At 69.9% G+C, this 12105-nt stretch carries 6 protein-coding genes; 3 read left to right on the top strand and 3 right to left on the bottom strand.

Annotation, left to right across the window (positions count from 1 at the left end):
* The first annotated feature begins 2 nt into the window (after positions 1 to 2).
* From ACLJQF_RS40100 to ACLJQF_RS40090, 3 genes are all read left to right on the top strand, one after another.
* On the top strand, positions 3 to 1241 hold the full coding sequence (locus tag ACLJQF_RS40100) for an MFS transporter (protein ID WP_410615524.1): 1239 nt from the start codon (positions 3 to 5) through the stop codon (positions 1239 to 1241).
* Positions 1242 to 1442: 201 nt separating this feature from the next.
* Positions 1443 to 3272, top strand: a complete 1830-nt coding sequence (locus tag ACLJQF_RS40095) for a glycoside hydrolase family 3 protein (RefSeq protein WP_410615523.1) — start codon at positions 1443 to 1445, stop codon at positions 3270 to 3272.
* Positions 3273 to 3301: 29 nt separating this feature from the next.
* Positions 3302 to 4570 carry a ThuA domain-containing protein gene (locus ACLJQF_RS40090; RefSeq protein WP_410615522.1) on the top strand — a complete coding sequence of 423 codons (1269 nt, stop codon included), beginning with the start codon at positions 3302 to 3304 and terminating at the stop codon, positions 4568 to 4570.
* Positions 4571 to 4621: 51 nt separating this feature from the next.
* Here the strand turns inward: ACLJQF_RS40090 and ACLJQF_RS40085 are convergent, their stop codons facing one another.
* The 3 genes from ACLJQF_RS40085 to ACLJQF_RS40075 all read right to left on the bottom strand — a co-directional run bounded on the left by ACLJQF_RS40085 (position 4622) and on the right by ACLJQF_RS40075 (position 12064).
* On the bottom strand, positions 4622 to 8410 hold the full coding sequence (locus tag ACLJQF_RS40085; protein WP_410615521.1) for a DNA topoisomerase (ATP-hydrolyzing): 3789 nt from the start codon (positions 8408 to 8410) through the stop codon (positions 4622 to 4624).
* A 28-nt stretch (positions 8411 to 8438) separates the two neighbouring features.
* The gene (locus ACLJQF_RS40080; RefSeq protein WP_410615520.1) at positions 8439 to 10490 is read right to left on the bottom strand and encodes a type IIA DNA topoisomerase subunit B; all 2052 of its coding nucleotides are present in this window, start codon (positions 10488 to 10490) and stop codon (positions 8439 to 8441) included.
* Positions 10491 to 10624: 134 nt separating this feature from the next.
* Entirely contained in the window at positions 10625 to 12064 is a 1440-nt protein-coding gene (locus ACLJQF_RS40075; protein WP_410615519.1) for a hypothetical protein, read from the bottom strand.
* Positions 12065 to 12105: the final 41 nt, after the last annotated feature.

Genomic DNA, 12105 nt, shown 5'->3' with positions numbered 1-12105 from the left:
TCATGGCAGCCACCACCAAGATCCAGCCCCGCGCCCTGGTCCGGGCTTCCGGAGGTCCCCGCTATGCCGTGGCCGTGGCCGTGGACGCGCTCGGCACCGGCATGCTGCGGCCCTTTCTGCTGCTGTTCGGGATGACCGTGCTGAGGCTGTCCGCGCCGGTCACCGGCATCGCCATGACGGTCGGCGTCGTCGCGGCTCTGGGGTGCACGCCCGCTGTCGGCCGTTGGCTGGATCGGGGTGCGCGCAGCACGGTCGTGGCGGCGTCGATGCTGGTGCGAGTGCTGGGCGTGGCGCTGCTGCTGGCCACCCCGGCCGGGAACGTCTGGCTGTTCGCGGCGGCGGCGCTTTTCCTCGGCATCGGCAACCAGGCATGGCCCGCCGCCCACGCCGCTCTCGTGGCCACGGTCGCCCACGGCCGCGAACGCGACGCCGCTCTCGCGGCAGGGCGCGCCCTGCGCAATGCCGGCCTGGGTGTGGGTGCGCTCCTCGCCACCGCATGCCTGGCGGGCGGCACCACCGCATTGCAAGCACTGGCAGCCGGCACCGGACTCGCCTATCTCGCCGCGGCGGCCTTGGCGTGGTCGGTCCACCTCCAAGCGGATCCGGCCGCTTCCCCGGCCAAGGCCGGCGACGCCAGGCCGGCACCTCGGATGCGCGCGCTGCTGGCCGCCAACGTGATCTACGTCTTCTGCCTCAACCTCTTCGAAATCGCGCTCCCGCTGGTCCTGGTGACCCAGTTGCACGCATCCCCGGTGTGGCCGGCCGCCATCTTCGTGGTGAACACGGTGCTGGTGGTCACCCTGCAAGTGCCCATCACCGTCGTGCTGTCGCGCTTCTCCCGGCGGACCGTGCTGGCTCTCGCCGGCGTGGTACTCGCCGCGTCCTACCTCGGCTTTTTCGCTGCTTCCTCCCTGGGACACGGCTGGGGTCCCCCGGCTGTCGCCGCGGTGTCCGTGGTCTGCACGATCGGCGAGATCAGCTATGCCGGCAGCGCCACCGCGCTCGTCACCGCCCTCGCCCCGGCCCATGTCCTGGGACGCGCCCTCGCCCGCTTCCAGCTCTCCACGGGCTTCGGCCTCGCCGTCTCCCCGGCGGTCATCACCGCTCTCGCCTCCCACGGCTCAGCCGCCCTCTGGGGCAGCCTCGCCGCCGCGACGCTCCTCTCCGCCTTCACCGTTGCCACCGAGAAGGACCAGGGAACGCGGCTCAGCGGCGGCCTCCGGGCGCGAGCAGGCTTGTGAGCTCGGCGATCGCCTCGGGGATAGCGGCGGACGTAGCCAAAAGAACAGCAAGGCGGTGGTCCCTCGGGGTGCCGGGGCCTCGGGCCGAAGGTCCTATCCCGCTGAGCGGTAACCGAGTTCGTGAAGAGGTCTGGACCAGCCAGCAAAGGTTATGCATTAATTCAAGGCGTGAATTTTGGTCTCTCGACGAGGAGGACCCGGATGCGCCTCGGACGCAGGCTGGGTATCGGCGCGCTGGCTCTTGCGTTGCTGCCGGCTTCGGAAACGCCCGCCCTGGCCGGAAACGGCCCGGCCTACAAGGACTCCTGGCGTCCGGTCAAGGTGCGGGTGGCCGATCTGCTGGGCCGGATGAGCCTCGACGACAAGCTCGGCCAGATGATGCAGGCCGAACGGCTCGGCGTGAAGTCGCCGGCCGACGTGACCAGCGGGCGGCTCGGGTCGCTGCTGTCCGGCGGCAGTTCGCAGCCGACGCCGAACACGCCCGTCACCTGGGCCGACATGTACGACGGTTTCCAGAAAGCCGCGCTCGCCACGCCACTCGGCATCCCGCTGATCTACGGCGTCGACGCCGTTCACGGGCACAACGGCCTCTACGGCGCCACCGTCTTCCCGCACAACATCGGCCTCGGTGCGACGCGCGATCCGCGGCTGGTCGAGAAGATCGGCCGCGCCACCGCGGAAGAGGTCTCCGGCACCGGGATCGACTGGGACTTCGCGCCCTGCCTGTGCGTCGCCCGCAACGAACGCTGGGGCCGGACCTACGAGTCCTTCGGCGAGGTTCCGGAGCTCGCCACGCAGATGACGTCGATCATCACCGGTCTGCAGGGGAACCGGCTCGACCGGCCCGGCTCGGTGCTGGCCACCGCCAAGCACTACGTCGGCGACGGCGGCACCACCGGCGGGGTCAACGAAGGCAACACCGAGCTCGGCGAGCAGGAACTGCGCGCGATCCACCTCCCGCCGTTCAAGGCCGCGATCCGGCGCGGGGTCGGCTCGGTGATGATCAGCTACAGCAGCTGGAACGGCGTCAAGATGCACGCCGGCTCGTACCTGATCAACGACGTCCTGAAGAAGGAACTCGGCTTCACGGGCATCGTCGTCTCCGACTACAACGGCGTCGACAAGATCGACGGCAAGAGCGGGTTCACCCCCGATGAGGTCGAAGCCTCGATCAACGCCGGCATCGACATGGTGATGGTGCCCTACGAGTGGCAGAAGTTCATCGGCACGCTGCGGTCGCTGGTGGACCAGGGCCGCGTGCCGATGGCCCGGATCGACGACGCCAACCGCCGCATCCTCACCAAGAAGTTCGAGCTCGGCCTGTTCGAGCACCCGCTGACCGACCGGCGGTTCCTGACCACCATCGGCAGCAAGCCGCACCGCGACCTCGCGCGCCAGGCCGTGCGGGAGTCCCAGGTGCTGCTGAAGAACGAGGGCCGGGTCCTGCCGCTTTCGAAGCGCGGCAAGATCTTCGTGGCCGGCAAGAGCGCCGACGACCTCGGCAACCAGTCCGGCGGCTGGACGGTCGGCTGGCAGGGCACCAGCGGCCCGGTCATCCCGGGCACCACCATCCTGCAGGGCATGCGGCAGAAAGCCGCGGCCGTCACGTTCGCCAAAGACGGAACCGGGATCGACCGGAGCTACGACGTCGCCGTCGCGGTCGTGGGGGAGACGCCGTACGCCGAAGGCAAGGGCGACCGGCCGCAGGGCATGGGGCTGGACACTACCGACCTCGCCACCCTGCAGAAGCTGAAGGACTCCGGCGTGCCGACGGTGGTCGTGCTCGTGTCCGGGCGCCCGCTCGACATCGCCGCGCAGCTGCCGGACTGGGCCGGGCTCGTCGAGTCGTGGCTGCCGGGCAGCGAGGGACAAGGCGTGGCCGACGTCCTCTTCGGTGACTACCACCCGACCGGCAAGCTGCCGGTGACCTGGATGCGCAGCGCCGACCAGCAGCCGATCAACGCCGGCGACGGCAAACCCGCGCTGTTCCCGTACGGCTTCGGCCTGCGGTACCCGCACCGCCCCTGGTGATCCCCCGTCCCCCACCGGAAGGAACACGCATGCCCCGCCGTCCCCTGCTCAGAATCCTGGCCTTCTTCGCCGCCTGCCTGGGGCTTTCGCTGGGTGCCCCGCCGGTGCAGGCCGCCACGCCGTTCAAGGTCCTGGCCTTCTACAGCGGCACCTACGACGCCGCGCACATCAGCTTCGAGAAGGAAGCGAACGTCTGGTTCCCGCAACAGGCATCGGCCAACGGCTTCACCTACACCGCGACGACCAACTGGAACCAGCTCACCACCCTCACCCCGGACCAGTACCAGGTGGTGCTGTTCCTCGACGACCAGCCGCAGTCGCAGGCGCAGTTCCAGGGCTTCCAGCGGTACATGCAGGCCGGTGGCGGGTTCTTCGGCTTCCACGTCACCGCCTACAACGACAACACCACGCCGTCGTACGCGAACTGGTTCCACAACGACTTCCTCGGCACCGGCCGGTTCACGTCGAACACGTGGGGCCCGACCCCGGAGACGCTGAAGATCGAGAACCGCACCCACCCGTCGACGGTCACCCTGCCGGCGACGATCCGGTCGTCGACGTCGGAGTGGTACGCCTGGCAGAACGACCTGCGCCAGAACGGCAACATCACCATCCTGGCGTCGATGGACCAGTCCACCTTCCCGATCGGCACCGACCCGAGCCAGACCTGGAACAGCGGCTACTACCCGATCGCGTGGACGAACAAGAACTACAAGATGCTCTACGCCAACTTCGGCCACAACGCGATGAACTACGACACGAACACGGCGCTGTCCTCGACGTTCGAGAGCGCCGACCAGAACCGGTTCGTGCTCGATGGCCTGAAGTGGCTCGGCGGCGGTTCGACCGGGCCGACCGACCCGGGCACGATCGACCCCGCGGCCTGGTACGCCGTGACGAACAAGGAGTCCGGCAAGTGCGTCGACGCCCGTAGTGCCGGCAGCGCCAACGGCACGGTGATCCAGCAGTACACCTGCAACGGCACCACGGCCCAGCAGTACCAGTTCGCCCCGACCAGCGGTGGCTACGACCGCATCAACAACCGGACGAACGCCGCCCAGGTCATCGACGTCACCGACGTGTCCACGGCCGACAACGCCGGGCTGCAGCTGTGGTCCTACAGCGGCGGCGGCAACCAGCAGTGGCAGCCGGTGTCCGAGGGCAGCGGCTACTACCACTTCGTCGCCCGCCACAGCGGCAAGTGCCTGACCGTGCCGGGCTCGTCCACGGCGGACAGCGTCCAGCTGGTCCAGGCGGCCTGCAATGGCAGCGCCGCTCAGTCGTTCAAGGTCGCCTAGCAGGTCGTGAGTGGTAATTCGGGTTCTGACCCGAATTACCACTCACGACCGTCAGCCACGTTCGATGAGGTGGCCGACCACGTCCGGGCCGGGGTGGGCGTGGCCCGAGCCGTCGCGGCGGACGTCGATCTCCGGGAGTTCCACCGGGTCGCCGTTGCGGGCCGCACCGGCCGGGCGCGGGCCGATCCAGGCCACTCGCAGCTCTGTCTCGCCCTTGAGGAACCGCTGTGCCCGGACGCCGCCCGTGGCGCGGCCCTTCGCCGGGTACTCGCTGAACGGCGTCACCTTCACGCTCTGGCCCGTCGCGGTGATCACCAGCGGCTCACCGTGCTCGTCGTCGTCCGTGCGGACCGCGCCGAAGAACACCACCGAGCCCGCGCCCACGTTCATGCCCGCCATGCCGCCGCCCTTGAGGCCCTGCGGGCGGACCAGGGACGCCGCGTACTTCAGCAGCGACGCCTCCGAGGACACGAACGCCAGCGTCTCCGTGCCGTCCGCCAGCCACGTCGCGCCGACGACCTCGTCGCCGTCCTTGAGGCTGATCACCTCGAACTCGTCCGAGCGGACCGGCCACTCCGGCGAACAGATCTTCACCACGCCGGCCTTCGTGCCCAGGGCCAGGCCCGGGGAACCCGCCGCCTGCTCGCCCAGCGGCGCGATCCCGACGACCGTTTCGCCCTTCTCCAGCGGCACCAGTTCCTTCGCCGCCATGCCGCCGCGCAGCGAGACCGTGCCGGCCTGCTCGGGCAGCACCGGCAGCGGCAGCACGTCGGTCTTGAACGCCCGGCCGCGGCTGGTCACCAGCAGCACCTGCCCGCGCGCGGTCGTGTGGACCAGCGCCGCCACCGCGTCGTGCTTCACGCGGCCGTTGCGGCGACGCGTCTCGGTGGCTTCTTCGGACTCGGCCGCGGTGCGCGCCACCAGCCCGGTCGCCGACAGGATCACCTGGCACGGGTCGTCCGCGACTTCGAGGGGCCCGGACGGCTTCGACGCGGCCAGAACCTCCTTCAGGTCGCCGTCGATCAGCGCGGTGCGGCGCTCGGTCGGGAAGTCCTTCGCGATCTTCGCCAGCTCCGCCGAAACGAGCTTCTTCAGCACCGACTCGTCGTCGAGGATCTTGGTCAGCTCCGCGATCTCCTCGCGCAGCCGCTCCTGCTCGGCCTCCAGCTCGAGGCGGTCGTACTTGGTCAGCCGGCGCAGCGGGGTGTCCAGGATGTACGTCGCCTGGATCTCCGACAGCTTGAAGCGCGTCATCAGGCCGTCCTTCGCGGCCTGCGCGTTCTCGCTCTCGCGGATGAGCCGGATCACCTTGTCGATGTTCAGCAGCGCGATCAGCAGGCCGTCGACCAGGTGCAGCCGCTCTTCGCGCTTGCGGCGCCGGTACTTGGTGCGCCGCGTGACGACCTCGTAGCGGTGCCGGAGGAAGACCTCCAGCAGCTCCTTCAGCCCCAGCGTCTGCGGCTGGCCGTCGACGAGCACCAGGTTGTTGATGCCGAACGACTGCTCCAGCGGCGTGAGCCGGTAGAGGTCGGCCAGCAGGGCCTGCGGGTTGACGCCGACCTTGCACTCGATGACCAGCCGCGTGCCGTTCTCGCGGTCGGTGAGGTCCTTGACGTCGGCGATGCCGGTGAGCCGCTTGGACTTGTTGACCTCGTCGGTGATCTTCTCGATCACCTTCTCCGGGCCGACGCCGTAGGGCAGCTCGGTGACGGTGATCGCCTGCCGCCCGCGGCTGCCTTCCAGGGGCCCGGTCTCGACGCTCGCGCGCATCCGGACCACGCCGCGGCCGGTCTCGTAGGCGCGGCGGACCTCGTCGAGGCCCAGCAGCTTGCCGCCGGTGGGCAGGTCGGGGCCGGGCACGAACTCCATCAGCTTGTCGAGCGTCGCCGTCGGGTGCGTGATCAGCCAGCGCGCCGCGGCGATGACCTCGCCGAGGTTGTGCGGGATCATGTTGGTCGCCATCCCGACCGCGATCCCGGACGTGCCGTTGACCAGCAGGTTCGGGAACGCCGCCGGCAGCACGGACGGCTCTTCGAGCGAACCGTCGTAGTTCGGGCGGAAGTCGACGGTGTCCTCGCCGAGCTCGCCGACCAGCTGCATCGCCTCGGGTGACATGCGCGCTTCGGTGTACCGGCTGGCGGCCGGGCCGTCGTCGGGGGAGCCGAAGTTGCCGTGGCCGTCGATCAGCGGGACGTTCAGCGAGAAGTCCTGGGCCAGCCGAACCATCGCGTCGTAGATCGCCGTGTCGCCGTGCGGGTGGTACTTGCCCATGCAGTTGTGGACGACGAAACCTTCGGCCACGAACTCGTGAGCTTCGGTGCCGACCTGGATGTCGTACGTCGTGTCAGGTGCGACCGGTTCGACCGACTCGACCTTGAGGAACGAGTACCCGTTCAGGGCGTCGAGGCGCTCGGCGAGCGGAGAGCCGATGCGGCGCAGCTTCTCGATCCAGCCGTCCTGGTGTGCCCGCGCGAGCGGGAACGAACGGTCGGCCAGTGCCGTGCCGTGCCTGTCCTTGCCGTAGCGGACCTCGGCCCCGCTCACCGCGGACAACGACGCCCGGAACGCGGCGCCTTCGGTGTCGCGGAACCAGCCTCCGCCGACGTGGGCGGCCGAGAACTCGGCCATGACCGCTTTGGCAGGCAGCCGGTCGTTGCCCTGCTTGCCGCCGTAGCCGTAGGCGATTTCCGCGAGCTTTTCCAGATCGTTCTTCTTGTAGCCGATCTTGATCCACGGCGACAGGATGCCGGCCAGGGCCGCGGCGTCGGATCCGCTGACCGACAGACCGAGCAGGGTCTTGCGGCCGTCGGTCTTCGGGGTGGTCCAGTGATGACCGTGGACACCGAGGTCCGCGAGCATCGCGTAGACCTGCCGGACGAGCGTTTCGCTCGTGCTGACGTAGACGATCTCCCGGTGGTTCTTGCGGATGTAGCCGTCGCCGTCGAAAATGCCCGCGAGGTACGGTGCCCAGGCGGAACGTTCCGCGAGCACCTCCGCCGGAACAGCCTTCGCGTCGCTGCGGGGAGTTCCGGCCGCGAGCAGACCTTCATGCCGGGCGAAGGTGAGGATGTGCTGGTCGCGATATTCCGGCTTCGCCGCAGCGCGAAGTCCGCGGGACACGCTCACACCCTCGGCGATCGCCCACTCATGCACCGCGTCGAGTGGCTCGACGTCGCACATGTGGATCCGGATCCGGCCGTCCGCGTCGCGGTTGCGGTCGACGGCGAAGCCCTCGGCGGTGATCAGGCCGAGGAGGTAGTGGTAGAGATCCCCGCCCGCCGCACGGTTTTCCCGGCGTGCGCTCCCGTAGGCGACCGTCAGCCGGCCCGTGAGGTCGCGGGCGTCCGTCCAGGTCAGGGTCGAGTCGTCCGACACGGTCCGGAACCGCTGCCCCGGCGTGACGAGCATCGTGTGCCCGTTCGACCAGGTGATACGCACGAGTTCGGACGCCGGGTTTTCGTAGACCTCGGTGACGGGAACGGCTGCCCCGCGACCGTCGAGCACCCGGTCACCGATCTCGATCTCTTCGATCGGTCGCAGTCCGGTCGGGGTCGACACCAGCGCGCCGCGCACGAAGCAGTCCCCGACGACGCGGGACGACTTCACGTACGCGTGCGTGGGCCGGTAACCCTGCTCGTGCATCGAGTACAGGATCCGGCGGTGCACCGGCTTCAGGCCGTCCCGCGCGTCCGGCAGGGCGCGCGAGTGGATGACCGAATACGCGTACTCCAGGTAGGAGTCTTCGATCTCGGTCTTCAGCGAGTTGTCGAAGACGTTCGCACCGGCGGAGTCGAACGCGCTGGGATCGACCTTGGTGGTGGTGCCCTTGCGGCGTGCCACGGCAGAACTCCTTGGTAGCTAAGAAAATTTAAGCGTCGATGGCTTCGCGGTCGACCCGGTCGGACGAGGCGACCAGCCAGTTCCGCCGGGGCTCGACCTTCTCGCCCATCAGCAGTTCCAGCGCGCCTTCGGCGGCCTCGGCGTCGTCCATGGTGATCCGGCGCATCGAGCGCGTCGCCGGGTTCATCGTGGTCTCCCACAGCTCGTCGGCGTCCATCTCGCCGAGACCCTTGAACCGCGGCACGGGTGTGACGATGCTCTTGCCCGCCTTCTCCAGCTCGGCGAACTTCTGCTCCATCTCCCGCTGGGTGAAGGTGAAGTGCGTCTCCGGGTTGCGGCCCTTGGTGACGAGCTTGTGCAGCGGCGGCATCGCCGCGTACAGCCGGCCGTCTTCGATCACCGGGCGCATGTACTTCGCGAACAGCGTGATCAGCAGCGTGCGGATGTGCGAGCCGTCGACGTCGGCGTCGGCCATCAGGATCACCCGGCCGTAGCGCATGGTCGTCAGGTCGAACGTGCGCCCGGTGCCCGCGCCCAGCACCTGGACGATCGACGCGATCTCGGCGTTCTTCAGCGTGTCGCCCAGCGACGCCTTCTGGACGTTCAGGATCTTGCCGCGCAGCGGCAGCAGCGCCTGGTACTCGGACACGCGTGCCATCCGCGCCGACCCCAGCGCGCTGTCGCCCTCGACCAGGAACAGCTCGCTGCGGGCGACGCCGGTGGTGCGGCAGTCGACCAGCTTCGGCGGCATCGCCGCGCCTTCGAGGGCGGTCTTGCGCCGGGCGGCGTCCTTCTGCTGCTTCTGGGTGAGCCGGACGCGGGAGGCGTCGACCACCTTCTGCAGCACGACCTTGGCCTCGGACTTCGTCTTGCGATCCTCGGTCCAGGCCTTGACGTGCTTGTCGACGACGCCCTGCAGGACGCGGGTGATCCCGGCGGTCGACAGCTCGTCCTTGGTCTGCGACGTGAACTGCGGCTCCGGCAGCCGGACGTGGATCACGGCCGTCATGCCCTCGAGGACGTCCTCGATCGTCGGCATGTCCTCCTTGGGCTTGAGCAGCCCGCGGGTCTTGGAGATCGCGTCCTGCAACGCCTTCGCCATCGCGCGGTCGAAGCCGCGGCGGTGGGTGCCGCCGTGGACGTTGCGGATCGTGTTGGTGAAGCACTCGACCGTGCGCTCGTAGCCGGTGCCCCAGCGCAGCGCCACCTCGATCTCGGCGTGGCGCTCCACATTGGACTGCATGACGCCGGCGGCGTCGGCCGCGTTCTCCTTGTACGTGCCTTCGCCGGTGATCAGCAGCGTGCCGCAGACCGGCTTCTCGCCCGAGGGTGAGAGGAAGTCGACCATGTCGACCAGGCCGTGCGGGAAATGGAAGGTCTCCTCGTTGATCGTGTCTTCGATCGCGGTGCGCAGCACGTACGTGACGCCCGGGACGAGGAAGGCGGTGTTGCGCAGCTTCGTCCGGACGCCTTCGACGTCGAGCGCCGCGCCGGACTCGAAGTAGCGCGCGTCGTACCAGTAGCGGATCGACGTGCCGCTGCGCTCGCCGCGCTTCATCTTGCCGGTGAGGTTCAGCCCGGACCGGCGGGTGAACTTCGCCTTCGGGCCCGGCGCGTCGAAGGTGCCCGGGACGCCGTGCTTGAACGACATCTGGTGGACCTTGCCGTCCTGCTTCACCGTGACGTCGAAGCGGTGCGACAGCGCGTTGACCGCCGAAGCGCCGACGCCGTGCAGGCCGCCGGAGGTCTTGTAGCCGGAGCCGCCGAACTTGCCGCCGGCGTGCAGCCGCGTCAGCACCAGCTCGACGCCGGACAAACCGGACTTGGCGTGGGTGCCGGTCGGGATGCCGCGGCCGTCGTCGTCCACCTGGACGCTGCCGTCGGCGTGCAGTGTGACGACGATCTTCGTCGCGTGGCCGGCGACACCCTCGTCCGTGGAGTTGTCCACCACCTCCGAGAAGAGGTGGTTGATGCCCCGGCTGTCGGTGGAGCCGATGTACATCCCGGGGCGTTTGCGGACGGCTTCGAGACCCTCGAGATGCGTCAGGTCGTCGGCCCCGTACAAGGTCTCGGCAGTCACAGGGTCGTTCTCCCGGATCGTGGCTCGCGAAAGTGCTGGTGGTGGTGCGGACTCGCCTGCACCGTAGTGCAGGATATCCGCCACCCCCGACAACTTCCGCGCGCTCCCGCTCCCGGAGTGGCGAGCGCCGCCCGCTAGCGGGGGTCGAAGCCCAGGTCGGGCCACAGGCCCAGCAGGGCTTCGATCTTCCGCGGGACCTGGAAGCTGTTCCGGAAGTTCGGCTTCTCGCCGATCGTGGCGAGGGCCTTGCGGAGGTCGCCGAAGGCCGGTTTGGCGGCCGACTGCCGGGTCAGGACGTAGCAGTAGGTACGGCGGGGGTACGCGAATTCGTCGATGTACGCCTGCAGGACGAGACCGGGGGCCTCGATCCGCGACCCGACGAGGGGCCGGCCCTGCTTCTGGCTGTAGACGGGGATCACGTGCACGCCCGCGCGGAGCGTGCGCGGCGGGTCCTGGCCCTGGGCGTCGTCGGCCCAGAGCAGCTCGACGCGGAACGGTGATTCGCCGTTCTCGCCCGGGTGGGTGTATTCGCGCTGCAGCTCTTCGAGCCGGTACGCGGCCTCGGCGTTCGGTTCGCCGCCTTCGACGAGGCTGACCAGGTACAGCTCGGCCGGTCGCGGCCACGACGGCCGGGGCACGTCGGTGGCCACCGGGGCTTCGGCGGCTCCGGTGGCTCCGGTGGCTCCGTTGGTATCGGTCTCGCCCGCAACCGGTTCCGCAGTGGCGGCCGGAACGGCCGTGTCCGGGGTTTCGGGCTGCTCCGGCTGCTCGGGGCCCGACGGGGCGGCGGAGGCGGGCAGCGGCGCGCTGGGGGCCGCGGCCGGAACGTCCGGACGGCCGGCGGGAGGCGTGCCGGCCGGGCTCTCCGGAACACCGGGGCGAACCGGGGAGGCGGGCGGCGTGGCCGGGCGGACCGGCGAAGGCGCGGGAGCCGCGGGGCGCACCGGCGAGGGCGGCGGCGTCGCGGCCGCGGGCCGGACCGGCGTCACCGGGCGGCTGGTCACCACGGGCCGGGCGGGCGCGGCGGCGGACCGGGTCGCCGCCGGGCGGGCCGTGACCAGCTTGCCGGCGCCGTACTGCTCCAGCAGTGGCTCCAGGTCGCCGGCGGTCAGCGAGGGGCCGGCGAGGTCGCACCACTCGAGCCAGGCCTCCTGGGCCTCCTCGACGGTGTGCCGCTCGTGGGAGAGGGTGACGGCCTCGAACAGCTGCCGCGGGCCGGCGGCGCTGACGTCGGCCGAGCCGACCACGACGAAGGACGGGTCGTCCTCCGCGATCACCAGCTTGGCGTTCAGCCCCCGCAGCGAGTGCACGATCACGCCCGCCTTGACCCAGTGCAGCAGCGCGTGCGGGCTGGTCGCGCCGGACAGCACGGTGTCCAGGCTCGCGTCCGTGATCAGCGTGTCGCCGGGTTGCAAGGGCAACAGGGCCGCCGCGCCGGGACCGACGTGGCCGAAGGCGGCCACCAGGTTCCGGCGCGGGGCGAGCAAGGGGGTGATCGAGGCCCAGATATCGCGACCGGCGAGTAGTCGTACCGAACGTTCTGCCAAACCCAGCCGAGCGAGCTCCGCGTCCATGCCCCCGACCTTAGCCGGTGCCCCTCCGGGCCCTGACGGCC

It is taken from the genome of Amycolatopsis sp. lyj-109 (genome assembly GCF_046548995.1).
GTDB lineage: Bacteria > Actinomycetota > Actinomycetes > Mycobacteriales > Pseudonocardiaceae > Amycolatopsis.
Note: the sequence above shows the minus strand (reverse complement) of the source record. Positions and strands in the feature narration are given on the sequence as shown.